Here is a 25,474-nt window from a genome sequence, read left to right as displayed (position 1 = left end):
GTCCCGCTCGGCCAACCCGGAATCACCGTCGGCAGCTCCGGCACCGGCTTCGCCGAACTCGTCGTCCGCGGCGGATCGGCGGCGGAGCTTTTCGGCCTCCGCCAGGGCGACCGGGTGTTTCATCTCATCAGCTGACATGTTATCAACGCGTTATCCCGGCAACCGTTTTCGAGATTGACGCCGGTCTCCGTGGGCCGGAATGCTGAAAAGCATGTCCGGAACTATCCCGCTGGTTCGCCGCCGCCACGTGGACAACGTGCGCTGTGCGGCCGATCTGTGTCGCTGAGCGCACAGCACCGGCCCCGTATTCCGTATCTTTCCCGGACTTCCCGAAGGACCCCCTGATGTCCCGTACCCGCGTGTCCCTGGCTGCTGCCGCTTCCGCCCTGGTCGCCCTGGCGGCAGCCGGCTGCGCGCCGCAGCCGCAGAGCAACCCTCAGACGGGCGGCTCCAAGAGCGCAGCGCAGTGCACGACCGACAGCCCCAGCCTCCACCAGCCGGGTCGGCTCACCGTCGCGACCGACTCCCCGGCGTACGAGCCGTGGTTCGACAACAACACCCCGTCGAACGGAAAGGGGTTCGAAAGCGCTGTGGCCTATGCGGTGGCCGAGAAGCTGGGCTTCGGACGGGATCAGGTGAAATGGGTCGTCGAGCCCTTCGCCCACTCCTACGCTCCCGGCCCCAAGGCGTTCGACTTCGATATCAACCAGATCTCCATCACGCCCCAGCGCGCGAAAGCCGTCGATTTCTCCACCAGCTACTACACGGCCAATCAGGCCATTCTGACGCTCGACGGATCCGCGTTCGCGAAGGCCACGTCCCTGAGCGCCTTCAAGGACGCCAGGATCGGTGTGCAGGTCGCGACGACCAGCTACCAGGCCGTGCTCGACCAGATCAAGCCCTCCAAGCAGCCCCGCGTCTTCAGCACCACCAAGGACGAGGTCACCGCACTGCGGAACCGTCAGATCGACGCGATCGTCACCGACCTGCCCACGGTCTTCTACCTGGCCGGGGCGGAGCTGGAGAACGGCGAGATCGTCGGCCAGTTCGGCTACGCGGGCGGTACCCCCGAGAAGTTCGGCCTGCTGCTGCCGAAGAACAGCGGGTACACCTCCTGCGTCAACAAGGCCCTCGACGAACTCAGGGCCGACGGCACGCTCGCCGAGCTCACCACGCAGTGGCTGTCCGCCTCGGCGAACGTCCCCGAGCTGAAGCGATAACGGGCCGGCCATGGACATCAGCAAGACGGCCGCACCGGACCGGTCGCCCACCGGTCCGGACGCCCCCGAGACACCCGACGCCGACTACCGGCCCAGTGACCACGAACGGGAGCGGCAGCGGTACCGCCGCTCCCGCAAGCGCCGCCACACCTGGGTCTCCACCCTCTGCACCCTGCTCGCCCTGGTGGCGGTGGGTGCGGCCACGATCGCCTCGCCGGGCTGGGAGCGCGTCGACAGCCTCTTCTTCGACGGCGCGGAGTTCCGTTCCGCCTTCCCCGACCTCCTCCGGGGCTTCCTGCTCAACATCCAGATGTTCCTCGTCGCCGAGGTCCTCATCCTCGTCCTGGGCCTGCTGATCGCCCTGGTGCGGGTGACCCGCGCGCCGGGCCTCCAGCCCCTGCGGCTCGCCGCCACCGTCTACGTGGACGTCTTCCGCGGCGTACCGACCCTGCTCCTCGTGTTCCTCGTCGGCTTCGGGCTGCCGGCGCTGCAACTCCAGGGCACCCCCTCCGAGCCCTGGGTCCTCGGCGTGATCGCCCTCACGCTCTCCTACACCGCGTACGTCGCCGAGGTGTTCCGGGCGGGACTGAACTCGGTCCACCCGGCGCAGCGGAACGCCGCACGCGCCCTGGGGCTCAACGAGCGGCAGACGCTGCGGCACGTCGTCCTGCCGCAGGCGGTGCGCAATGTGCTCCCACCCCTGCTCAACGACTTCATCGCCCTGCAGAAGGACACGGCGCTGGTCGCCGTCCTCGGACCGCTCGAAGCGCTGCGGGCCGCCCAGATCAAGGCCGACTACGACTTCAACTACACCCCGTACCTGGGAGCGGCCCTCTTGTTCATCGCGGTGACCATCCCTCTCACCCGCTACGCCGACCGGCTCCAGCGGCGGGCGGCCCGGCGCACGTGGGCGGGGGCCGGCCGATGAGCGAGCCGCTGCTGCGTATCCGCGGCCTCCGCAAGCAGTACGGGGAGCGGCTGGTGCTGCGCTCGATCGATCTGGACGTCGCCGAGCACGAGGTCGTCTGCCTGATCGGCGGCTCGGGCTCGGGCAAGTCGACCCTGCTGCGCTGCGTGGACCTGCTGGAGGTGGTCGACGACGGCACCGTCCACCTGGGCGAGAGCGAGCTGACGGACCCCCGTCTCGACCCCGACGTCGCCCGCCGACGGATCGGCATCGTCTTCCAGGCGTACAACCTCTTTCCGCACCTGAGCGTGCTGGACAACATCACGCTGGCGCCCCGCCAGGTCCACGGCGTGCCGCGCCGGAAGGCCGAGGCCTCGGCCCGTGAGCTCCTGGACCGCCTCGGGCTCGCGGACAAGGCGCGCGAACACCCCGATCGGCTCTCCGGCGGACAGCAGCAGCGGGCGGCGATCGCCCGCGCGCTCGCGACCGAGCCGGAACTGCTGCTGTTCGACGAGATCACCTCGGCCCTCGATCCCGAACTGGTCGGCGAGGTCCTGGACGTCGTCGCCGACCTGAAGCGGCGGGGCCTGACCATCCTGATGGCCACGCATGAGATGGACTTCGCCCGGCGGGTCGCGGACCGGGTCTGCTTCCTGGAGGACGGCGTGATCGTGGAACAGGGCACCGCGGAGCAGGTCCTCACCGCGCCGCGGGAACAGGCCACGCGACGCTTCCTCGCCCGTGCGCTGGACCGCTCGTAGCAGCGCCGCCGCCCGCGGATCGCGCCGGCCGGTCCTCTCCCCCGCCGTGGGGAGGGACCGGCCGGCGCGCTGCCGGGGGGGGAAGGAGGGGGCCGGCCCGGCGGCCTGCCGGGAGGAGGGGGCCGGCCGGCGGCCTGCCGGGGATCGCTTTCCCGTACGGCGCGTCCGCTTCTCGCTGTTCAGCAGGCCGGTTCTCGTGCTTCGCGGGGCGCGCCCGGGGTGGTTTCCGGCCGAGCTGGAGCCCTTCGGAGTCCGTACCCGGGGTGGAGGGCGAGGGCGGGAGTGCACCGCCTGGTGGACGCCGTGCGCGTGGACCGTCGCCGCCCGGCTCTCAGCTCGGCCTGGACGTCTCCGCGATCGAGGAGGCCGCCCCGTCCTGCGGCGGCCGGCCTCGGGTGACTGTCGAAGCAGTTCTGTCGGGTTGTCAACTTACGTGTCAGAGTGGGGATTTCCGTGTAGGCGATCTCTTCTCCGTGCGGGATCCGGCGGAGGTCTGGGGGGCGTGTGGCCGCATCGACGAGGGGCGTGTCCGGGCAGGACCGGCCGAACGGCTTGGTGCGTGATGTCGTGCGCGCGGTCGTCGCCGGTGTCGCTCCGGACGAGTTGCCGGTGGTGGACGGGCTGTGTCGGTTCGACGACGCGACGGTGGTCCGTCGGCTCGGCGGATCCGGCGAGCGCCGTGAGCCGTTGGGGTTCGGGGCCGGGGAGATCGTGCTGCTGGTCACTCCGGTCGTGTGGCCCGTGCTGAACGAGCTGGGCCAGCGGCTGGTGACCCGGACGGCCGACGCCGCCGAGCAGCGCGCGGGCACCGTGTTCCGGCGGCTCTTCCGCCGTCGGCAGGCTCCGGTCGAGGTTCCCCCGCTGACCCGCGAGCAGATGGCCGAGGTGCGTCAGCGCGTGGTCGCGGCCGGCGAGAAGCGCCGGCTCTCCCGGCGGCGGGCCGAGGAGATCGCGGACGCGGTGGTGGCCGAACTGGCCCTGGCCGAGACCTCCGAGCCCCACGCCCCGCCTGCCGTCGGCGGGTCCGACGACGACCGGGGATAGGCGCGGGCATGGGGGACGTCGGGACAGAGCAGCGCCCGCGGGCAGCGGAGCCGCCTCGCCCGCGCGTCGACGAGCGGGTGCTGGGGGCGGGCACCGGCGCACGCTTCGCGATGCTGCTGCTTCTGATGCCGGCGGCCTGTGGCTCCCTGATGCTGGCGGTCCTGACCCCGCTGGCCGACGGGGACCGGGCGGGCTGCGAGCTGGCGGCCGGTGTCGACCCCGCCGACCCCGATCCGTGGACGGCGCCGGCCATGATCGTCGGTCAGCAGCACGCCTTCGACTTCTGCGTGTCCCGGTGGGCGCCCTCGCCGCCCTGGTGGCAGGTGGCCGTGTGGCCGGTGCTCGTACTCGTGGGCGCGGCGGTGCTGTTCCACGTACTGCCGCTGTGGAAGGCCCGGCGAAGCCGGGTGGTGCCGCTGGAGGCGATCGACCCGGGCGGGCGCCTCCGTACCGGGATCGACCTCCTGGTCACGGGGGCCGGGCTCCGGCGGAAGCCCCGTATCGTCGTCGATCCGGCCGCCGTCACAGGGGGCGCCGTGGTCTTCGGCAGCGACCGCCGCCCGGTGCTGTGTCTCCACGGAGGGCTGCTGGCCGTGCGCCGCGCGGATCCCGCGCGGTTTCGCACGGTGGTGCTCCACGAACTGGCGCACATCGCCAACCGGGACGTCACCCTCACCTATGCCACGGTGTCCGTGTGGCGGGCGTTCCTCCTGCTGGTGCTCGTGCCCGCCCTCCTCTGGGAGGGCTTTCAGGTCTACCAGGACGTGTCCGCCGGAGGCGGCCCCTCGCTGGACCGGGACGTCCTGCTGGCTCTCCTGACCGCCGCTCCGGTGCACCTGGCCCGGTGGGAGATCCTGCGGAGCCGTGAGTTCTGGGCCGACCTCACGGCGCTGCGCTGGGCTGCGGATCCGCGGGGGTGGCCCACTGCGGTCACTGGGCCGGTGGGAGCCGGCCGCGGCCCGATGGGAGGCCTCGCGGGGCTGTGGCGCACCCATCCGCACATGAGTCTGCGGCAGGAGGCGCTGGCCGACCCCGAGGCGCTGTTCCGTGTCCCCGCGCTCATGGTCTTCCTGACGGGCGCCACCGCCTGCACGGTGCAGATCCACCTGCTCAACAACGTGGCGCCGTACGGTACGGCCACCACGGGGAGGTACCTGGCCGCCGCCTTGCCCCCCGCCTTGCTGATCGCAGCGGGCGTCGGCATCGCGCTGTGGCGGGCCGTCGCGTACGCCGTGCTCACCGGTGCGCCCGTGGCGTCCGGAGCGGTGCCCGGCGCCTGGCTGGGCGCCGGGATGTCCGCCGCCACCTTCGTGTCGGGCACGGGCACGGGCTCGGGCCCGGGCACCCAGTGGATTCCGGAGCGGCCCTGGCTGCTCCTGGTGCCCGTGGCGGTCGGAGCGGTCGTCGGAGCGTGGTCGACGCGGTGCGCCGATCTCTGGGCTCGCACCTGGCGGGGACGGACGCTGCGCCCCGCACTGCTGACCGGGCAGACCGGCCTCGCGGTCGTCGTCGCCTCCTGGCTGGTGTGGTGGCAGTTGTACGGCGTCGCCTACCTCACGGGGTTCTCGCTGCCCGCGGAGGGGGTCGCCCGGTGGGTGACCGCCCGCTACCCCACGACCGCCCCGCCCGAGGACGTGCTCGCGCTGCCGGGTCTGATGCTGACACCGGTGCTGGACGGTTTCGCGGCCGTCCCGCTCGTCGCGCTCGGGGCGGCGCTGATGGGGGTGGTGCCGCTGGCGGCCTGGGCGGTCGGACCGTCCGGCGAGCGGCCCCGGTGGATGCCCGCGGGAGGGCCCGTCCCGCCGGCCGACGTGCCCCCGCTGCGGCGGGTCCTGCTTCCCGCCCTGGTGTGCGGGGCGCTGGCCTGCCTCGCGCTGCTGCTGTCGCGTGCGTACCTGCACGACGGACAGCCACCGCCGGACGCGCGCGGTGGGTCGTACGCGCTGCGCCATGTGTTCTGGCGCGGTGACCGGGCGAGCGAGGTGGAGCGGTCCGCGCTTTCGGCGGTCTCAGCGTGTCCGGGCCCTGCCGCATAGCCGCGCCGCGCTTTCGGCGGTCTCGCGTGTACGGAGCCTGCCGCGTGGCCGCACCGCGCTCCCCGTGCTCTCCGGTGCCGGCGGCTTCAGCGGCTGCGGGAGTTGTAGACGCGCATGGCGATCGGCATGAAGACGGCGGCGATGCCCGCGGCCCAGATGAGGGACCACATGACGGACGATCCGACCGGGGTGCCCAGCAGGAGCCCTCGGAACGCGTCGGACAGGTGCGTGACGGGATTGACCTCGACCCACGCCTGGAGCCAGCCCGGCATCGTCTCGACCCGGGCGAAGGCACTGCTGGTGAAGGTGATCGGGAAGATGATCGTGAAGGCGAAGACCTGTACCTTCTCGGCGTCGCCCGCCAGCATGCCGATCAGGACGGCGGTCCAGGAGACGGCGGCGGCGAAGACCAGGAGAAGGAGGGTCGCGCCGAGGAAGCCGAGGGCGCTGCCGGTGATCGTGAAGCCGAGCAGGGTGCCGAGGCCGATCATGAGCAGCATCGCCCACAGCTGCTTGGCGAGGTCGGCGGCGATCCGTCCGTAGAGTGGCGCCGCCCGGGCGATCGGGAGGCTGCGAAGGCGGTCGAACACGCCCTTCGTCAGGTCGGCGTTGAGCGACATCGCGGTGTACATGCTCATGAACAGGGTGTTCTGGACGATGATCCCGGCCAGCGCGTACTGCAGGTACTCCTGCGGCGAGCCGGCCATCTGTCCGCCGAAGACGTAGGTGAAGAGGAAGACGAACATGATCGGCGTGATGCTGTAGTCGACGAGCTCCAGCGGGTTGTGCTTCACCGAGATCAGGCTTCGCCAGGACATCGTGGCCGTCTGCCGCAGCGCCGCCCCCACGCGGACGCGGTTTCCTCCGCGGACGGTCGTCTCCGTGAGGTTCATGCCGGTCATGACGGGCCCCCTGTGGCCACGTAGTCGTCGTCGGACGTCGTCGGGTCGTTCGCCCGTGCCTTGTGACCGGTCAGGGCGAGGAACACCTCGTCCAGGGAGGAGCGGCGCAGGGTGAGCTCGCCGACGGCTATGCCCGCCTGGTCGAGGCGGCGTACCACGCGGGGCATGAGTGTCTCGCTGGTGACGGGCGCGATGACCCGATGGTCCTCGATCGCGGTCTGGGGGCCGGCCTCCTCCGCGACGAGCGCACGGGCGCGTGCCAGATCGTCCGTGGACACCGGCTGTACGTTGAGCACCTGCCCTCCGACCTGCGCCTTCAGCTCGTCGGGGGTGCCTTCGGCGATCACGCTGCCGTGATCGACGACGACGATGCTGTCGGAGAGTCGGTCGGCCTCGTCCAGATACTGCGTGGTCAGCAGCGTGGTCATGCCCTCGGACACCAGCCCGCGCAGCATCCCCCAGACCTCGCCGCGGCTGTGGGGATCGAGCCCCGTCGTCGGTTCGTCGAGGAACAGGATGCGGGGCCGCCCGACCAGGCTGGCAGCCAGGTCGAGCCGGCGTCTCATGCCGCCCGAGTACGTCTTCACGGCGCGGCCCGCGGCCTCTTCGAGGTGGAAGCGCCTGAGCAGCTCGGCCGATCTCGCCCGCGCTTCCGGCCGCGGCATGTCGAGCAGGCGGGCGATCATCACCAGGTTCTCGGTTCCCGTCATGTTGTCGTCGACCGCGGAGTACTGGGAGGTGAGCCCGATCAGGGACCGCACCTGACGGGCCTGGCCGACCACGTCGTACCCGCCGACCTCGGCACGGCCTCCGTCGGGCGACAGAAGCGTGGCGAAGATCCGCACGGCCGTCGTCTTGCCCGCACCGTTGGGGCCCAGCAGGCCCAGGACGGTGCCTGCCGGGACTTCGAGATCGATGCCCTTGAGCGCGGCGGTCCCTTTGAAGGTCTTGGCGAGACCTTCGGCCCTTATCGCGTGTGTCATGGGGTCGCCCCCTTCGTCGAGGAGTCACCTCTTCCACTGTGCCCGACGCCTCTGACAGGCACCGGATGAAGCGGATGGCCGGGGATTGTCCCCGGGCGGCGGTCGGCGCGGCCTTCACCGTGAGGCGGCCCACGCTGCGGCGGTATGCGCGGCGGGACGTGCGTCGGCATCGTGTGCGGCCCCCGTGCGGCAGCGCTTCGGGCGGCGGCTCCGGGCGGCGGCGCTTCGGGCACGGGAGAACGGGACGTTGAGTGGTGGTCCGACAACGGCGAGTGGCGCCGCTGCCGGTGTCACGCCTCTTTGCTCCCGTTCCGCCGGAACGTGCCTGTGAGGGCGAGGTGCCGCGAGCGAGCGTCGTCGGTGGTGCTCGGCGCAGCGGCGAACCCGATCCGGGCGGGCGGCGCTCGCCGGCACCGCCGCAGCACCCGGATCCGGGCCGATTGCCGAGGGAGGCGGGTCGGCGTCCGTCCTTCCGCATGGCCGCCGCCGGCTAGCGGCCATGCGGGGGGGGGAGCACGGAGCTGGGTGAACTACACAGGAGTTCCTGCGGATGGGACGGGATGCGATCAGGCCGGGGTGCGATCAGGGCGGGGTGCGATCAGGCCGGGATGCGGGTCCCCGAGCCTGCGACCCTGATCCGTCGGTCTCCAGCGCGCAGTTCCACCGTCAGGACGCCGGGGCGTCCCATGTCCTCCCCCTGGTGGAGGGTGAGGACCGTCGCCTCGGGCACGAGTCCGAGCTCACGGGCGTACGCGCCGAAAGCGGCGGCAGCCGCCCCGGTCGCCGGGTCCTCGACCACGCCGCCCACCGGGAACGGGGCGCGGACGTGGAAGACCTCCGGAGATGCGCGCCAGACCAGCTCCAGAGTCACCAGGTCGAGGCGGTGCATGAGGGCCTCCAGGCGGGGGAAGTCGTACGCCAGGTGGGCCAGTCGCTCGCGGCTCGCGGCGGCGAGGACCAGATGGCGCGCGCCCGCGAAGGCGATGCGGGGAGGCAGCGCGGGGTCGAGGTCGCCGGCCGGCCAGTCGAGCGCGGCGAGTGCCTCGGCCAGGTCTTCGTCCGCGACCTCCTCGATGTGCGGCTCGACGCTCGTGAGGGTGGCGCGCAGCGCCCCGCCCTCGCGCGTCACGGTCACCGGCACGGTCCCGGCCCGGGTGGTGAACACCAGGTCGCCGGGGCCGATGCGCTCGCCGAGGGCCACGGCCGTCGCGATGGTGGCGTGACCGCAGAAGGGCACCTCCGCCTTGGGGCTGAAGTAGCGGATGGTGAACGCGCGCCCGGCTTCTGACGCGCCGGAGCCTGCTTCCCCGGACGGCGCTGACAGGAACGCGCTTTCGCTGTAGCCGACTTCGGCGGCGATCGCCAGCATCTCCTCGTCGCTGAGACCCGTGGCGTCGAGCACGATCCCGGCGGGGTTGCCTCCCTCGGGGTCGTCGGAGAAGGCGGTGTAGCGCAGGACGTCAGGGGTTTCCCGTACCAGGTTCATGCCGGGGCAACGGCGATGATCCCGGGATTTGTTCCCCGGTCAGGTGCTGTCAGGGAGGGGTCAGGCGAGCCCGGCAGGCTTGCGTCCGATTCGGGACGACCGTCCTCGCTGCCGTCCTCGACGGCCCGCCGGAAATGGGCGCACCGCGAGAAGTCGTCCTGATCACAGTCGACGGCGCATTCGATGAGGTCGAGGGATGCCTGCGCGGCGGCGATACGGGAGCGCAGCGCGTCGGCCTCTGCGCTCAGGATGTTCCGTCGCTTCACGGCATCGGCGGGAGCGGTCAGCGAGCGGATGACGTCGAGGGAGAGCCCCGCGTCCTTGGCGCGCAGGATGACGGCGACGCGTGTGAGGTCGGCGCTGCGGTAGCGGCGCCGACCGGCGGCGTCTCGTGCGGGGGCGAGGAGCCCCGTCGACTCCCAGTGGCGCAGGACGTGTGTGGCCAGACCGAAGCGTTCGGCGAGGGCCCCGATTCCCATGGAGTCACGCTCGCCGCCGCCCAATTCCCTTTTCTCGCTTGACTTCATGTCGACATTAAGTCCCAGTCTGAAGTTCATGACCAGGGAAACGGAAAAGGCGTCCCCTCCGGCGGACGAACTCGTCGCACGGCTCGACGCCGCCGACCGACTGCCGGGCGCCGAGGCACTGAGGGTGCTCTCCTATGAGCTGCTCGGCGCCTGCCCCGGAACGTCCGTGGTGGACGTGGGCTGTGGCGCCGGACGGGCCGTGGCGGAGCTGGCCGAGCGGGGCGTGAGGGCCGTCGGTGTGGACCCGAGCGAGCGGATGATCGCCGTCGCCCGTGGCCGGTGGCCCGGGGCTGACTTCCGGATGGCGGGAGCGTACGGGCTGCCGCTGCCGGACGCCTCGGTGGACGGATACCGAGCCGACAAGGTGTTCCACGAACTGGGCGAGCCGGAGCGGGCGTTGGCGGAGGCCCGCAGGGTCCTTGTGCCTGGAGGGCGGATCGTGCTCGCCGGCCAGGACTGGGACACGCTCGTCATCGACTCCGACGATCCCGCCCTCACCCGCGCCATCGTGCGCGCCCGCGCCGACCTGACCACCGACCCGCGTGCTGCTCGCCGCTACCGCAACCTGTTGCTGGACGGCCACTTCAGCGACGTGGCGGTCGAGGTGCACACGGGCGTGTTCACCGGGTCGGCGATGTTGCTCCTGCTCACCGGACTGGCCGAAGCGGCCTGCCGCACCGGGGCCGTCACGCGCCAGCGGACGGACGGCTGGATCGCCGAGCAGCGTGCGCGGGCCGAGGCCGACCGTCTCTTCCTGGCGCTGCCGATGTTCGTGGCAGCGGCGACCGCACCGGAGTGATGCGGTCGTGAGCGCGCGGGAGCGGACGGCCGGCTCTCTCACTGTGGGGAACGATCAGGAGCGGGTCTCCGATCTCCGCCGGCGGCCCAGGTCTCCAGCAGTCCCGCCAGGGCCGTCCGTACCGCCTCGGCGGCTCTGGCGTCGCCTCGGGCAGCCGGGGCGAGTTCGACGTGGAGGAAGGAGGTGCCGCGGCGTTGCGCCGCCTTTCCCTGTGCGTTCGTCGTCCCTTCCAGCGGGCAGGTGGCGGACCAGCCACGGCACACGCGCAGATCACGGCTCTCCATGCGGTCGGCGAGGAGTGCGGCGTCCTCGGATGCCGTGCGGGCGGCGCCGGTGGAGAGGACGGCGTCGTAGGGGCGGTCCGACGCCTTCGCGAAACCGTGCAGTTGCATGCCCGGAACATCCCGTTTCTGTAGTTCCAGGACGAAGGTGTGGAACGCGCTGTCGGTGCGGTGCGCCACGTCCGCCGAGTCTCCCCGACCGGCGGCCCGGTGGGCGCCGGCGAGGACGAGCGCGCCATGCGGCGCAGCTTCCAGGAGCCGCGCCCCGAGGACCTCGGTGTCACGGTCCGCGACCGGGTGCGGCACCTGCACGCTCCACCGGACGTCGCCGTCGGCGGGGACGTACAGCCGCCCCCATCTGTCCTCGGCACCCCGCTCCCGGTCCGCGACCTCGTCGAAGCGCCGGCCGGAGACGGTGTCCGTGAGGCGGGTCACACGGAATCCGGCTCCGGCGAGGATCCGTGCGGCCTCGCCGGGGTCGCCGTCCAGGAGGCGACCCACCCCGCGGGCGACGCGCTCGCGCCGCGTGCTGTCGGGGGGCATGTAGGGCTCGCGCGCGGCGGCGCGGCGGGCGTAATCGACGATATGGCTCTTGAGGTCGACCAGCTCGGATCGGGCCGGTTGCCGGGTCGCGCCGGGACCGGAATTCCCTGTCTGACAGCCCGCCAGGAAAAATGACACGCAGAGAATTCCGAGAACGTAAAGGAAAAGTAATGCTCTCGTAATGATCATATAAGGGATGATCTTGTAAGGCGTGTGAAGATCCTCCGGTGCCATTGTGTGAATCTCTCCCCATCGGGCGTGTGCTGGCGGTGACCGCCGCCTTCGCCGTTCTCGGAACCGGCTGCGCGACGTCGCCCTCGGACGCGCGGATCAAGCAGGGCGGGCGGTCCTTCTCCGTCGCCGCCGCGGGAGATGTTCTCATCCATCCCGAACTCGTGGAGCAGGCGTCCGAGGACGCGGAGGCGACCGGCCGCGGCAGCGCCGGCCTGGACTTCGAACCGCTCCTCGCCGGGGTGCGCCCGGTGATCGGCAAGGCCGACCTGGCCATCTGCCACATGGAGACCCCGGTGGGCAGGCCCGAGGGCCCCTTCCAGGGATACCCGGAGTTCCTCGTCCCGCCGCAGATTCTCACCGCGCTGAAGGACGTGGGGTACGACACCTGCTCGACCGCGTCGAACCACACCTACGACCACGGCCTCAAGGCGGTCCGCCGCACCCTGGACACCATGGACCGGGTCGGCCTGGGGCACGCCGGCTCGGCGCGTACCCGGGACGAGGCGCAGAAGATCAATATCCGGGACGTCAAGGGCGTCAAGGTGGCCCACCTGTCGTACTCCTGGGAGTCCTTCCTCAATCCGACGCCCCAGAAGGAACGCTGGGCGTTCAACCGCATCAGCACGGACGAGATCAAAAAGGCCGAGGCGCGGGCCCGGCAGCAGGGCGCGGAGGTCGTGATCCTCTCGGTCCACTGGGGGCTCGAGCACTACAACGAGCCCAGCGTGCCGCAGCTGCGGCTCGCGGAACGACTCACGGAAGAGACGGGGATCGACCTCGTGATCGGCCACCACGCGCACGTGGTGCAGCCGATCCAGAAACTGAACGGCACCTGGGTCGCCTACAGCCTCGGCAATCAGGTGGCCCGCCACTCGTCACCCACCGGCCTCACCGAGGAAGGCGTGATCGGCTGGTTCGAGTTCAGGGAGACGCAGGACGGCTGGGACGTCGCAGCCCGCTACCGGACGACGCTGGTCGACATCCCGCCCGAGGCGGAGCCCGGGGAGAAACTCCCCGCCGGCGCCGTGGAGGACCACCGGCTCGTCGACGTCCGCCGGGCGCTCGACCAGCCCGGCGGCCTCACCCCGGACCGTCTCGCCCGCTACCGCCTCGCCGCGGACCGGACTCAGGGCTTCCTCTACAACCGGGGCGCACCGGGCGGCGACGGCCTGGCCGAGCTCTCCCTGGAGGAATGAGAGCGCGGGCCGGATCCGTGCGGGTGACGAATCCGGCCTCCTCGCATCGAAAGATGCCGCACGCACCCATCTGATACGCATCCAGCGCACCGGCGCGGCTTCGTCCGCCCTGCCTGCCGCACAGCCCCGTTCCGCACGGCGAGTCCCGCACCGCACCGGCGCGGGCGCTTCCCGCCGCGTCGCGTCGTGGCCGCCTGACCGAAGGCCCGACGGCCCGGCGGTCAGGCGGTCAGGCGGCCGGGCAGCCGGGCGGTCCGGGTCTCGGGAACCAGAAGAGAGCAGCACAGCAGTGACACCGAAGAACGCCGCGTACGCCGTCCGGGGAGGGCGGCGGCGCAGCCGCAGGCGCGCGGACATGCCGCTTCTCGGCGGCATCCGCCCGCCGATCGCCGTCCTGTGCGTGCTGGTCCTCGCCCTTGCCGGACTGACCGCCAAGGTGCTCGGGCCCACGGAGGAGGCCGTGGCACCCAAGGCCGTACTGACCTCCCAGCAGTACTTCGCCGAGGACGGCGCCATCGCCCTGCGCGCCTCCATCGACGAGCGGGTCGCGGACCTGGAGCGGACGGCGGCGGCGCTCAACGCCGGCCGTCCCGTCAAGCCCGGCCGGGTGCTGTCGGACCTGGGCCGTACGTATCAGAAGTGGACCGGCACCACGATCGTGGACCTGGAGAACGGGGACGTGCTCGCCGCACGCGGGGAGACCGTTCCCCTCGCCTGGCTCGACGAGGAGGCCCTCGTCGGCGAGCGGGCCCTGACGCCCCGGATGGTGCGCCTGGAGACCGGCGACGTACGCCTGATGAGCATGGCGGTGCTCGACTGGCCCGGCAGGCCCCAGCAGCTGCTGCTCGCGTCGAGCAGCCTGTCGGTGCCCGCGGTGAGCCTCGGCCCGTTCCGCAGCATGGCGGTGGTGGCCGAGGGGGGCGAGATCCTCGCCACCGCGGGATTCGAGCGGGCCGAGGCCCTCAACTCCGACCAGGAGCGCCAGGAGCTCTCCTTCCTCCACCGGCAGATGCGCGGCCTCGCCGACGAGGCCGCGATCCGTACCGAGCAGCATCCCGTCCAGGCCAGGGAGCCCGGCTCCCGCGGCTATCCCGGCGTCAGCGGCACGCTGATCGGCGGCGAGTACAACGGGCGGGTGGCCACCGCCGGGTACGCCTCCCTGGCCTCCTCGGACCCCGAGGAGAAGCGGAGCGTCGCGGCGGGCCTCGGCCTCACGGTCGTGGCCCTGCTCCCCGTCGTCGACCAGCGGGGCGAGGAGCCGGACCGCCGGCTGTTCGGGCTGGCTGCGGCGGGCGCCCTCGTCGTCCTCGGGCTGGCCGCGGCTGCGGTGCTGTGGAGCACGGTCCAGCGACCGCTGCTCCGGCTGTTCCTGGAGTCGCGCCGGCTCGCCCGAGGGGATCTGCACCGACCGGTCACCGTGCCCCGCCGGGGTGAGGCCCGCCGCATCGGCCTCGCTCTGGAGCGCGTGCGTCGCCGACTGCACGGCGAGGGTGACGGCCCGGGCGGCCACGGGGCCGACGGCGACGGCGGGAGCGGCCGTGGGGGCGATGACGGGAACCTCGGCGCCCTCCGGTCCGGTACGGTCCGGATCGGGACGCGCGGTCCGCTCGTCGCGACGGGGGTCCTGCTGCTGCTCTGGTGCGTGCCCGTCGGCCTGCTGCTGAACCGCACGGACGGGTCGGTGAGCGTGCCGACCACCATGGTCAACGACCAGCGGGAGCGTACGGACCTGATCGCCGACCGGCTCCGCAGGGCGCTCAACGAGGCGCACGCCGATCTCGTCTCCACGGCACGTCTGATCGGAGCCGGCGGCCCCGCCTCCACGGGCCGCCTGCTGGACGACGCCCTGGTCAGGCACACCCGCTACCAGGCGCTCTACCTCGTCGCCGCCGACGGCTCCGTCACCGCCCGCGCGGGCGGTGAGCCGCACGCCTGGAGCGGCGGGCGGGACCGGGCGCCGGTACGGGTGTCCGGGCAGGGCGGCAAGGAGCCCGTCATCCAGGCGAGCGCCTCCGTGCCCGAGCACGACGGTGGCACCCTGGTGGGCGAGATCCGCGTGGAGTTCCTCAACTCGCTGCTCGCCCGGCCCGGTCTCGGTGAGGTCCGCGTGGTGGACTCCGCCGGGCTGACCCTCGCCGCGAGCGACGGGTTCCTGGCGTTCGAGAAGCTGGACGGTGAGCCGCTGACCGGTCTCGTCCGCGCGGCCGGCGTCCGGGTGGGAGCCGGTCCGGTCGAGAACGGCCTGCTCATCCGTGAGGGCGACCGGGTCACGGTGGCCGCGGCCGCCCCGTTCTCCGGCGGCGGCGTCACGGCCGACATCGGGTGGACCGTCGTCAGCCGTCAGGACGCCGCCGGCTTCCAGATCACCCCGTACGAGCGGGAGGACCGCGGCGTCCTGGCCGGGATGCTCGGCCTGGCGGCCGCCCTGCTGTGCCTGGGCTGGATCCACCTGGTGGTCGTACGCCCGCTGCGCGCCCTCGCCACGAGCGCGGAGAAGCTCGCCGACGGCGACGTCAGGACCGTCCTCTACCCCCGATACCAGGACGAGGTGGGTGCGGTGGTCCGCAGCCTCGAACTCCTGCGCCAGAAGGCGCAGGCCCACAGACACGACCAGGCCCGCCGGCTCTCGGACGCCCCGTCCGCCGCCGGCGCGGGCGGAAGGTGACCAGGCGCGTGCTCTACCTCTACTTCGTCCTGCTGATCAGCAGCGTCGTCCTGCTGGTCGCGGGCATCGTGGAACAGCGCAGGCACTACGCCGCCCTCCACGTCATCCCGACCCGGGTCCTCGTCAACGGCATCCGGGGCAAGTCCTCCATCACCCGCCTGTGCGCGGGCGCCCTGCGCGGCGGCGGTCTCGTCACCGTCGCCAAAACCACGGGCACGGCGGCGCGGTTCATCCATCCCGACGCGACCGAGGAGCCGGTCTACCGGAAGTTCGGCATCGCCAACGTGGTGGAGCAGATCGGCATCGTGCGCCGCGCGGCCTCCTACCGGCCGCACGCCCTCGTCATCGAGTGCATGGCCGTCATGCCCGCGCTCCAGGAGGTCAACCAGAGCAAGCTGATCCGCTCCACGATCGGCGTCCTGTGCAACGTCCGCGAGGACCATCTCGCCGAGATGGGCCCCACCCTCGACGACGTGGCCCGGTCCCTGTGCCGCTCGATGCCGGAGGACGGCATCTGCGTGACCGCGGAGAAGGAACGCTTCGCCATTCTCCAGGAGGAGGCGGACGCCCGGAACTGCCGACTGGTCTACGCCGACCCCGAGTCGGTCTCCGACGCTGAGCTGCGCGGCTTCAGCTGGTTCACCTTCAAGGAGAACGTCGCGATCGCGCTCACGGTCGCCGAGCTTCTCGGCATCGAGCGGCAGGTCGCCCTCCAGGGCATGTACGACGCCCCGCCGGACCCCGGGGTGCTGTCGGTGGAGCGGTACGTGACGCCCGAGGGCAAGCGCCTCGCCTTCGCCAACGTCTTCGCCGCCAACGACCCCGAGTCGACCCTGATGAACGTCAACCAGCTGCTCGACCTCGGCGCCGTCACCCGCCCCCTGAACGTCGTCGTCAACTGCCGGCCCGACCGCGTCGAGCGCAACGGACAGATGGGCGAGATCGTCCCCGACCTGAAGCCGGACCACGTCTTCGTGATCGGGCACCCGGCCAGGAGCGCCATCGACGCCATCCCCGCCGCCTGGCGGGACCGGGCGGTCGACCTGGGCGGGGACCGGCGCCCCGCCGAGGAGTTCATGCCGCAGCTGCTCGCCGCCATGCCCGACGGCTCCTCGCTCGTCGCCATCGGGAACATCCACGGCCAGGGCGAGGAGCTGCTGGAGTACCTGGCCGGGCTCCCGGCGGACGACACCCCTGCCGCGACGGGCCCGGACGGCGCCTTCGCGGCGAGCTCCGAGCCCGTGGCACCGGATGCGGTCTTCCCGGGGTGGCCCGAACCTCTGGCCCCGGACGCGGTCTTCCTGGGGCGGCCCGAGCCCGCAGGCACGGACGCGGTCTTCGCGGGGACGCCCGAGCCCCTGACCCCGGACGCGGTCTTCCCGGGGAGGCCCGGGCCCACGGCCACGGACCCGTACGTCTCGTACCCGGCGGCGTACGAGGAGCGGCACGAGTCGCCGGGGACCCTTGAGTTCCCCCGCGTACGCGTCCCCACGCAGCCCACCGGCGAGCACACCGCACCGCAAGGGTGGCGGGAGCCCGCAGCCGGGTGGGAACAGCCGGTCGCCCCGGACGGCTTCGGCTGGTTCCACTCCCCCGCGGCGGGCGACAGCCGGTCACCGCGCCCCTGACCGATCCGGCGCGCCCGCCCGCCGCTCCCCTGCTCGTGCCCCGCCCGTGTCCCTTCCGCCGATCTCCGCCCCTGCCCTCCTCCCCGTATCCGCGCCCGGAGCCCCCGTTGACCACCGCCGCACTGACCCCCGAGATGGCCGCCCTGGGCATCGCCATCGGGCTGCTCTTCTCCCTGCTGTGCTACCTCACCACCAACCTCTCCCCCGGTGGGATGATCACCCCGGGCTGGCTCGCCCTGACCCTCATCGAGGACCTCCAGCGCGCCGCGATGGTCGTCGGCGTCACCGCACTCACGTACGCCGGCACCAAGCTCATGCAACGGCTGGTGATCCTCTACGGCAAGCGGCTCTTCGCCTCCGTCGTGCTCCTGGGCGTGCTGCTCCAGGCGACGGTGATGATCGTCCTGTCGATCGAGTTCCCGCTCCTGTACGGCAACCAGACGCTGGGCTTCATCGTGCCCGGCCTGATCGCCTACCAGCTGGTCCGCCAGCCCAAGGGGCCGACGCTGCTCGCCACGGCCACCGTCTCCCTGACCGCCTACATCGTCATCGCCGCCGGTCTGCTGCTCGGCGTCATGCCCGCCGCCGCCTGAGAACCGAGGAAGAACCCATGCCAGGGAAGAAGAAGTCCCGTCCCGTCGTCTCGGGCCTCGTCGTCCTCGTGTTCGTCGCGGCCTCCGGGTACCTCACCCTCGAACTGCGCAAGCAGGAGCAGCAGGGCGTCACCGAGGTCCGGAACGTCGGCGTGCTGGACGGCAGCGGGACGAAGGCCGACACGGCGGGCGCGGTACGGCCGGAGGCGCGCTGGTCCCGGCTGGAGAACCCCGCGCGCAGTGTGCTCCGGGACGCCGACGGGCAGGTGCAGGCGATCCTCACGGACGGCGCCCGTACCGCCACCCTCAAGGGCCCGGCGCGCACCTTCGCTGAGCCGGCCTCCACCGCCTCCAAGGTCTCCACTACCGACTGGATACGGCTCATGCCGAAGGCGTGGAGCAAGGGCGCGGAGAAGTCGACGTGGTTCGAGGACTGGTACGCCGAGCACGCGACCAGCAAGGAGGACGACCTCTTCGCGATCGCCTTCCAGTACGTGGCCGGCGCCGCGCCGCGCAAGGACGCGCAGGGCCTCGCCTTCGCCGGCGACGCGAACTTCGGCCCCTTGAACACCTCCGGCGCGGAGGGCGGCGACCTGCGCCTCGAACAGTCCGACTTCTACGACTACCTCGGCGTCCCCTACCCGTTCCGCGACGGCGAGGTCGGCACACCCGAGACGATCCGCGCCCGGTCCCTCGACTGCTCCGGCTACCTCCGCATGGTGCTGGGCTACCGCGCCCGCTACCCCCTGATGTCCTCGGACACCTCGGGCGACGGCCTGCCCCGTACCGCCAACGGCATGGCGCGCTCGGGCGAAGGGGCGGACGTCCTCCCCCTCACCGGCGTGGCGGCGAAGGACCGCCCCACCACCATCGACCAGCTCCAGCCGGGCGACCTCGTCTTCTTCAAGTTGGACGCCCGCACCGGCCAACGCCTGGACCACGTCGGCATGGTCCTCGGCCACGACACGGAGGGCCACCTGATCTTCGTCTCCAGCCGCGAGGAGATCAACGGGCCCACCATCGGCGACGTCGGAGGAGTCTCCCGCCTGGACGGCAACGGCTACTACGCCAAGACCCTCCGGAGCGCGAAGCGCCTCTGACCCGTCGTCACGAATGACGGTCTCGGCCCTCGGCGCGGCGCACCGCCAGGTGCCGTTCCTGCCGGGGGCCTTGGGCCTTGGCCATCACGGACCCCGGGCTGCTCCGCCGTCTCGCCCTCGAAGGCTTCCTCGACGGGTCGAGCGGGGTGGCGGGAGCGCCCGGTTTCGGCATGCGGACGTCCGGAGGCGGGTGAGGGGGCTTGATGCCTCGCCTCACAGGCGGGACGCGTGAGGTCTGGTGCCGCGCCTGAAAACGGACTGGTCGGCGAGACGTCGTCAGACGCCGGACGGGCCGCTCTCCCGGGCCGCCGGGAGCACGACCCGGATGCCGAACTCGTACGTGCCCGTCGCCCCGGCGATGGCGATGAAGAGGTCGGCGAAGAGTTCCTGGCCCCGGGCCGTGCTGATGCCGCCGAGGTCGAGGACCGCTTCCTCGGGCCAGCCCAGGTCGGCGAGCAGGCCCCGCACCGCCTGCTTCGCGTCCGCGTCCTCACCGGAGAGGAACACGTTGCTCGGCCCCTCCAGGGAGTCCGGCGCGACCATGACACCCCGGTCGACGGTCGAGAACGTCTTCACCACGCGCGTGTCCGGGAACGCGCGCTGGATCTCCTCGCCGAGACCGACGACCGGGTGGGACGGCGCCCCGTCCTCCAGGAAGCCGACGGCGACGTCCAGCAGGATCTTCCCGGCGAGCGCGGGAGCGCCGATCCTGTCGAGCAGGGCCACCGACGCCGTGCCCGGGGTGGCGTTCACCAGTACGTCGGCGTGCTCGGCCGCCGCCTCCGACGCCTCGACCCGTACGCCCTCCGCGACGACCTCGTCCAGCTCCGCGAGGAGCGCCGGGTCCCGTGGCCGTCGTGACCCGAGGACCACGTCATGGCCGGCCCGCGCCCATGCCGACGCGAGGGTCTTGCCCACATGTCCTGTACCGAGGATTCCTATCCGCATGCGGATCATCCTGTCGCCGCAGGCCCGCCCAGCACCTCGGCCCGTAGCCCCCACTGTGTTCGTTCTCCCGTCCTAGGCCGGGCGGCGGGGTCGTCCCCGGGCGAGCCGAGCCCGCACCTCGGCCCGGCCTGCCACAGGGTCAGTTGTCCGAAAGCCCTGAGGGCGAGGTGGCGGGGGCGTGGCCCGGCGCGGTGCCGGGGTGCGACTCCGAGGTCCAGGACAGGAAGCGCGGGAGCCTGGCGAGCAGGATGTCGTCCATGACGTGGTCGAGCAGCTCGACGTGGGTGAGGCCGGCCGGCCCGGTGAGCGCCGTGGCCGCGCCCGAGTCCGGGAACCGCAGCATGGCCAGGGCGAGCCAGCCGGGCGGTACCGACTCGGCCGGGTAGATCTGCGTCATGCGGTGCAGCACGCCGAGGCCGGCGGAGGCGGCCGGTGACAGCCTGGTGCCCTCGGGCCAGACGAGTCCGAGCGCCGCGGTGCGGGCCGCGACCTCCTCCGGCGGGGCCGCCGGGGCACCGCCGGCGGTGTCCCAGGCGGAGGCGAGCCCGGTGGCACGTGGGTCCCCGGTGTACAGCCACAGGCGGTCCCAGTCGCCGAAGGCCGCGTCATGCTCGGCGAGCAGGGCGAGAACCGTGCCGGTCTGCACGATCCCGCCGCCGCGGGCCGCCGCTTCGAGTGTGCGGCGCACCGTGTCGCCGAGGTGGACCGCCGCGACCGGCCGGCCGTACGGGGACGCGGGGTGCGTGGAGGGTGCGGCGTTGCGCCAGGCGACGCCGCGGGCGTCGAGCCTCTTGGCTGCGGCCTCACGGAACGCCTGGCGCCGCAGCCCCGGACGGCTGTCCTGGGCCCAGCCCAGCAGGAGGCGCAGTACCTCGTCCTCGGCGCCGGGGGCCCCGATGGCTTCCTGTGCCTCCCAGAATTCCAACTCCTGTCCCGCCGCGGTCACTGCTTTGAACGGGCCCAGCACCTTCCAGCCGAAGGTGTTGGCGGCTTCCCGGTGGTAGAGCCCGGCAAGCCCCCGCAGGGCGCCCTCGTCGTGCTCCAAGATCGCGGCGTGCCACCATTCGACGGCTCGTATGTTGAGCTTCCGCCACCGGTAGTAGCGCAGGAAGCGGCCCCCGGCGACGCGTACGGACTGGCGCTCGGCGAGCAGGGCCAGCTCCCGGCGGATCTCCGGTTCGTACAGGGCCAGGGGCCGGAGCAGGGCAACGGCCTCGCGGTACGCCCCGGCCTCCTCACGCTGCCGGGCCGATTCGATCAGTACGGGCAGGGGCGGGGCCTTGCGGCCCGCAACGGTCAGGTGCCGCTGCAGCAGGCGGTGGCGGAAGGCGTAGGCGCTGCCGTTGCGTCGCAGGACGCCCCGGCGGTGGGCGTCCTCCAGGAAGGCCAGCGGATCGCGCGGCATGCGGCGGCGCAGGCTCAGCTCCAGCCCGGTGAGCCACAGGCGGCACCACGCGGAGCTCGAGAAGAGCATCAGGGTCGCGACGACAGCGGCGATGGCGACGGGGACGGCGATCGCCCACCAGACGAGCCCCACCGCCCGGGCCCGGGCCTCTGTGAGCGTCAGCCCTTCCGCCTCCGGGAACACGCCCATGGCATCAATGTTCAAATACCAGACCAGGACAGCCGTCATGGCGGCGGCTGCGACGACCGGCGCCCGGGTCAGGAAAGCGCGTTTGTCGAGGGCGAGCTCCTCCGCGGGGGACACCGCCGTTCTCATCTGCCCCGGGGCCTCGCGGGACGCGGCAAGCCAGGTCAGCACCAATCCGATCAGGGCGAAGGCGAACACGGTGGTCAAGACCGGCGAGGAGCTGACGAAGACGAACTGGTACTCGTTCATCCACAAGGAGACCGTCTGCTGCCCATCAACTCTCTGGAACTCGGACCTCATGAACCCCATCGAGTTGTTCCCGCTGGTGGGAGACGTCAGCAGGATCAGCGCCAGGACCATCGCTGCGGTGAGCAGCAGGCCGATGAGCAGGGGCCGGGCCCTCAGTCGGGGCGCGAGCCGGGTCGGCACGTTCATCTCCACGAGCTTCGCCGTGTTCATGACCTGCCACCAGAAGAGCTGTGTCGCCTCCATCCGGTCCAGCTGGCGGGCCAGGTGGGTGAGCCAGCGCTTGGCGTCGGCCGGTGGATAGTCCTTCAGCCGCAAGGTCGGCGTCCGCTGGTCGAGGTTCTTGGTCCATGGCGCGTAGACGGTGGGCAGGTATCGCTCGAACAATCGATCCCGCACGTCCTGATCCGTGGCCAGCGCCTCGCGGTCGCACAGTTCGTCCGGCCGTGCGGAACCCGCTGCGTACACGGTGCGGGCGAGGTCGATCATCAGCGGGGTGCCGAGCGCGGACGCGAGGGGGCCGTCGGGATCCGCAGCGATCTCCCGCTCGACTCCGTCCCAGCGCGCGCTACCGCCACCCGAGGCACTGCGGAGGAAGGCCATCGAGGAAGCGGGGGCGACCGGGGTCATGCTGGCGGCCCGGATGTCCGGGCGGCCGGAGAACTCCCAGGGGATCACTTCTTCGGCGGACTCGCTGGTGCAGACGAGGACGAAGGCGCGGTCGTCCGCCCCGAGCGTGCGCGCCAGTTCCCTGCGGGCGGTCGGCCACAGCAGCCGCGGGAGTTCGTCGAGCCCGTCCAGGATCGGGAGGATCCGGCGCTGTTCGACCAGCTCGCGGACGAGGGACCCGGGCGGCAGGGGCCGCCCGCGCCGGGCCGCGCGCCTGCCTCGCCACGACCCGCGCCCCGAGGCGTAGTTGAGTTCGAGCTGACGGCCGATGAAGGTGTCCAGGTGGTCGTGCTCGGGGTTCCACGTGGACATGTTGACGAGCACGGGAACCGGCCCGCCGGTCTGGCGGGCGTCGAGCAGGCGGAGCGTCAGCTCGCGCGCTGCCGTGCTCTTGCCGCTGCCGGCCGCGCCGGTGAGGACCAGTCGGGGCAGCGGTGATCGGGCCACCTCGTCGAGGAGGACGGGCAGGGGCCGGCCGGGCCCCTCGGGGACGCCCGCGGCCTCGAGCGGGTCCTGTTCGTGGACCCGCATCACGAGCCGCTGGTGCAGCTTCCGTTTCCCGGTGTCCTCTCTGAGGTCAGTCCTGATCAGGCCCATGAGGAGGGTCGTCTCGTGCTCCCGGCCCACGCGGGCCCGTCGCACCGAGGTGAAGGGCTCCTGCTGGTCCGTCGCGGTCCACAGGGTGTCCACGTCCACGCCGAAGGCCCAGCGCAGCGCGCCGTCGGTGAGGTGGCGGCGGCCCTGCTCGCAGGCACGGTCGAAGGACACCCCGAGCCCCTGTTCGGGCGCCGCGGGCGCCAGCGGGCGGCAGACGCCGACGACGTCGACCACGAGGAGGGGCTGGGGTGAGCGGGAGTCGGCGCCGATCAGGCCCGTCAGCCCGGGGGGCGGCTCGTGCCAGACGCCGTCGGCCGCTGACCGGGGGTCCGCGGTGGCGTCGAACGGCCAGGGTTCCTCGGTGTCGACGTGGACGCAGAGCAGGGCGTGGGACGGGGCGCCGGGCCCGGCCGCGTCCGCCACCACGATCATGGTGGTCAGCCCGGCGTGCCTGGCAGCGGCGGCCATCACCACGGCGAGGTCGATGCAGGTCCCCTGGTTCGGGGAGCTCAGGACCTCGTAGGGTTCCGCGATCCGCTGGCGGCCCGAGAAGTCGCTGGCCTCCGGTTGGGCGTAGGTCACGCCGGCCCGGGCCATGGCCTCGTACACGGCGCGCAGCCGGTCGGTGGGGCCTGCTTGCGAGGGGCCGGGCACGTGCAGGAGGGCGGCCACCTCGGTGGGGAGGACGTACTGGACGAGGGTGGCGGGTGCGCTGCGCTGCCAGCGCGGCCACTGGTTCACTCGACCACGGCCAGGAAGTCGTCGACGGACAGATCCCCCGCGGCCGGGACGCCGCGGGCTCGGATGCGCACGCCGTAGTAGCCCGGCGTGTCCGGCGTCCAGTCGTGGATGTACGTGTCGGTGCCGGGGTCCCAGGTCAGGGGTACGGGTTCGGTGGGGGTCGCCGGTTCGCCCGGCTCCGGTTCCGGCGTGATCCAGATCCACGCGGCGGGCAGCAGGTCCGGTTCGTGCACGACGCGCTCCCGGGCCCGGTCGGGCAGGCGTACCGTGACGCGCAGGGGGGTGCCCACGGCGTGGGCGTCGGGCAGGTCGAGCCCGAGGGCGTCGGGGCGTTCGGTGCCCTGGACCGCTGCCGTGGAGCCGTAGCGTTCGTACGCCTCCACCAGGTCCGTGATGAACTTCGCCTCCCCCATGGGCCCGTGGCGCTGGGCCACCCGCAGTCCCTGGGGGTTGTGGTCCGAGAGCTCCAGGGGCAGGGCGGAGACGGCGGGCACGGTGGTGTCCCCTCGGTCCTCCTCCCAGCCGGGGGCCGGCAGCCAGTAGGGGTGGACGTCGTCGACCTTGAGCTCCGTACCGTCCCAGACGGCTCCGGAGGCGGTGGCGTGGCCGAACCCGATCCGGGCCACGACCTCGGGCCGGGGGTGCTCGCCCTCGGCTCCGAGCGGGGCCCAGCCCGCCGCGATGTCCTGGTGCATGGTCCAGGCCGTGTCCGCCAGGCCGAGGCCCGGTACGGGGGCGGGTGGCGGTCCTGGTCTGCGGGGCGGGGAGCTTGCCAGTTCGTACGGGTACAAGGGACGGCCGGTGGTGGTGTCGAGGATCATCGGGTAGCGAGGCAGGAGGTCCGCGACGCCCTGCCAGCCGCGGAGCACCTCCGCGGTGTCGCCGAAGTTCAGGGGCCCGAACCGCAAGCCGTTCACCAGGATGTTCAGCGCCTTGGGCGCTCCGCGGTGCGGGGTGCCGAGGGTGATCAGGGCCCGGCAGTCGAGGGCTCCGCCGAGCGGGCCGAGCCAGTAGCGGGCCACCAGGCCGCCCATGGAGTGCCCGACGACGATGACCCGGCCGGCCCGCTCCGACCTGCTCAGCCCCTGGAGCCGGGCGTCGATCTCGTCGCGCAGGCGCAGGGCCGCGTGGACGACACCCCGGCGGAAGTCGTAGGGGAACAGCAGCACGTTGGCGCCGGGTAAGCGGGGCCGGTCCGGGCGGCAGACGTCCGGCACGGCGCCGGGCAGCGCCGCCAGCCTCGCGGTCACCTTCTCGTAGCCGGGCAGGGTGAGGAGCCCGGGCACCAGCGTGGCGGAGTGGACCAGTCCGGTCGGGACGAGGTCGGGTGATTCCTCGACGCTGAGGCGGTGCGGGCTGCGGACGGTGCTCAGGAGGTTGGGCAGCCGGGGCTTCCACACGGCTTCCGGGGCGCGTGTCCCGCGCGGAGGGGCCGCGAGCACGCTGCCTCCGATGCCTGGAAGGAACACGAGAAGATGCCGACGTGCCACGCTGCCTCACAGGGTCGTTGGTGGGATTGCCGGTATTCCTGGACGGCTGACGGGCCGGACACGCGCGACCGTCGACCGGTCAACTCCGTTCAGTGTCAAGGATATTGACCCGTCCCCCAGGAAGAGCCGACCGTACGGCCAACTGTAGAACGCCGGGAGCACGGATGTCCGGTTGTCCGGGATTCAGCGACGGTGGAGCCGGGCTCAGGCCGGGGGGCGGGTGGCTGGGGCGGCCGGGCAGCGGTCGACTACTGGCTACCGGCTACCGGCTACCGGCTACCGGCTAC

At 72.3% G+C, this 25,474-nt stretch carries 20 protein-coding genes; 12 read left to right on the top strand and 8 right to left on the bottom strand.

All coding sequences use genetic code 11. The annotated features are described in order from the left end of the window. The 6 genes from ACFYT9_RS21965 to ACFYT9_RS21940 form a co-directional block, all read left to right on the top strand. The coding region (locus ACFYT9_RS21965; RefSeq protein WP_389166338.1) for an SAM hydroxide adenosyltransferase at nt 1-135 on the top strand (135 nt) is incomplete at its 5' end. 209 nt (nt 136-344) lie between these two features. After that, entirely contained in the window at nt 345-1,220 is an 876-nt protein-coding gene (locus ACFYT9_RS21960; protein WP_389166317.1) for an ABC transporter substrate-binding protein, read from the top strand. Between the two features lie 10 nt (nt 1,221-1,230). Continuing rightward, entirely contained in the window at nt 1,231-2,148 is a 918-nt protein-coding gene (locus tag ACFYT9_RS21955; protein ID WP_389166315.1) for an amino acid ABC transporter permease, read from the top strand. Continuing rightward, the gene (locus ACFYT9_RS21950; protein ID WP_389166312.1) at nt 2,145-2,888 is read left to right on the top strand and encodes an amino acid ABC transporter ATP-binding protein; all 744 of its coding nucleotides are present in this window, start codon (nt 2,145-2,147) and stop codon (nt 2,886-2,888) included. The genes ACFYT9_RS21955 and ACFYT9_RS21950 overlap by 4 nt, the downstream gene beginning before the upstream one ends. A 555-nt stretch (nt 2,889-3,443) precedes the next feature. Beyond that, the gene (locus tag ACFYT9_RS21945) at nt 3,444-3,932 is read left to right on the top strand and encodes a hypothetical protein (RefSeq protein ID WP_376598608.1); all 489 of its coding nucleotides are present in this window, start codon (nt 3,444-3,446) and stop codon (nt 3,930-3,932) included. Nucleotides 3,933-3,940: 8 nt separating this feature from the next. Continuing rightward, entirely contained in the window at nt 3,941-5,968 is a 2,028-nt protein-coding gene (locus tag ACFYT9_RS21940; protein WP_389166309.1) for a M48 family metalloprotease, read from the top strand. Between the two features lie 86 nt (nt 5,969-6,054). Here ACFYT9_RS21940 and ACFYT9_RS21935 read toward each other — a convergent pair whose 3' ends face one another. The 4 genes from ACFYT9_RS21935 to ACFYT9_RS21920 all read right to left on the bottom strand — a co-directional run bounded on the left by ACFYT9_RS21935 (nt 6,055) and on the right by ACFYT9_RS21920 (nt 9,896). After that, nucleotides 6,055-6,861: an ABC transporter permease gene (locus tag ACFYT9_RS21935; protein ID WP_387273549.1), complete on the bottom strand. Its 807-nt coding sequence runs from the start codon at nt 6,859-6,861 to the stop codon at nt 6,055-6,057. A gap of 5 nt (nt 6,862-6,866) precedes the next feature. Continuing rightward, on the bottom strand, nt 6,867-7,853 hold the full coding sequence (locus ACFYT9_RS21930) for an ATP-binding cassette domain-containing protein (protein WP_389166307.1): 987 nt from the start codon (nt 7,851-7,853) through the stop codon (nt 6,867-6,869). Nucleotides 7,854-8,451: 598 nt separating this feature from the next. Beyond that, nucleotides 8,452-9,339: a PhzF family phenazine biosynthesis protein gene (locus ACFYT9_RS21925; RefSeq protein ID WP_389166305.1), complete on the bottom strand. Its 888-nt coding sequence runs from the start codon at nt 9,337-9,339 to the stop codon at nt 8,452-8,454. Next, on the bottom strand, nt 9,336-9,896 hold the full coding sequence (locus ACFYT9_RS21920) for a MerR family transcriptional regulator (protein WP_389166303.1): 561 nt from the start codon (nt 9,894-9,896) through the stop codon (nt 9,336-9,338). Before ACFYT9_RS21920 ends, ACFYT9_RS21925 begins: the two co-directional genes overlap by 4 nt. Here ACFYT9_RS21920 and ACFYT9_RS21915 point away from each other — a divergent pair. Then, on the top strand, nt 9,895-10,665 hold the full coding sequence (locus ACFYT9_RS21915; protein ID WP_389166301.1) for a methyltransferase domain-containing protein: 771 nt from the start codon (nt 9,895-9,897) through the stop codon (nt 10,663-10,665). The genes ACFYT9_RS21920 and ACFYT9_RS21915 overlap by 2 nt on opposite strands. Before the next feature lie 38 nt (nt 10,666-10,703). Here the strand turns inward: ACFYT9_RS21915 and ACFYT9_RS21910 are convergent, their stop codons facing one another. After that, nucleotides 10,704-11,489 (bottom strand): hypothetical protein, encoded by a 786-nt coding sequence (locus ACFYT9_RS21910; RefSeq protein WP_389166298.1) that lies wholly within the window; start codon nt 11,487-11,489, stop codon nt 10,704-10,706. 263 nt (nt 11,490-11,752) lie between these two features. Here ACFYT9_RS21910 and ACFYT9_RS21905 point away from each other — a divergent pair, with 263 nt between their 5' ends. From ACFYT9_RS21905 to ACFYT9_RS21885, 5 genes are all read left to right on the top strand, one after another. Beyond that, a complete protein-coding gene (locus tag ACFYT9_RS21905) occupies nt 11,753-12,919 on the top strand; it encodes a CapA family protein (protein ID WP_389166336.1) in 1,167 nt (388 codons plus the stop codon). Nucleotides 12,920-13,274: 355 nt separating this feature from the next. Beyond that, complete coding sequence (locus ACFYT9_RS21900; protein WP_389166296.1) at nt 13,275-15,584, top strand: HAMP domain-containing protein; 2,310 nt, start codon at nt 13,275-13,277, stop codon at nt 15,582-15,584. A gap of 8 nt (nt 15,585-15,592) precedes the next feature. Further along, entirely contained in the window at nt 15,593-17,212 is a 1,620-nt protein-coding gene (gene pgsB, locus ACFYT9_RS21895; protein ID WP_389166293.1) for a poly-gamma-glutamate synthase PgsB, read from the top strand. Nucleotides 17,213-17,319: 107 nt separating this feature from the next. Further along, nucleotides 17,320-17,805, top strand: a complete 486-nt coding sequence (locus ACFYT9_RS21890) for a poly-gamma-glutamate biosynthesis protein PgsC/CapC (RefSeq protein WP_376598603.1) — start codon at nt 17,320-17,322, stop codon at nt 17,803-17,805. A gap of 17 nt (nt 17,806-17,822) precedes the next feature. After that, nucleotides 17,823-18,905: a C40 family peptidase gene (locus tag ACFYT9_RS21885; protein ID WP_389166290.1), complete on the top strand. Its 1,083-nt coding sequence runs from the start codon at nt 17,823-17,825 to the stop codon at nt 18,903-18,905. A gap of 276 nt (nt 18,906-19,181) precedes the next feature. Here the strand turns inward: ACFYT9_RS21885 and ACFYT9_RS21880 are convergent, their stop codons facing one another. From ACFYT9_RS21880 to ACFYT9_RS21870, 3 genes are all read right to left on the bottom strand, one after another. Further along, complete coding sequence (locus tag ACFYT9_RS21880; protein WP_389166288.1) at nt 19,182-19,853, bottom strand: NADPH-dependent F420 reductase; 672 nt, start codon at nt 19,851-19,853, stop codon at nt 19,182-19,184. Between the two features lie 139 nt (nt 19,854-19,992). After that, nucleotides 19,993-23,697 (bottom strand): NACHT domain-containing protein, encoded by a 3,705-nt coding sequence (locus tag ACFYT9_RS21875; protein ID WP_389166285.1) that lies wholly within the window; start codon nt 23,695-23,697, stop codon nt 19,993-19,995. Continuing rightward, entirely contained in the window at nt 23,694-25,139 is a 1,446-nt protein-coding gene (locus tag ACFYT9_RS21870) for an esterase/lipase family protein (protein WP_389166284.1), read from the bottom strand. The genes ACFYT9_RS21875 and ACFYT9_RS21870 overlap by 4 nt, the downstream gene beginning before the upstream one ends. Nucleotides 25,140-25,474 lie beyond the last annotated feature (335 nt).

It is taken from the genome of Streptomyces sp. NPDC004435, assembly GCF_042873895.1.
Lineage (GTDB): Bacteria > Actinomycetota > Actinomycetes > Streptomycetales > Streptomycetaceae > Streptomyces.
Note: the sequence above shows the minus strand (reverse complement) of the source record. Positions and strands in the feature narration are given on the sequence as shown.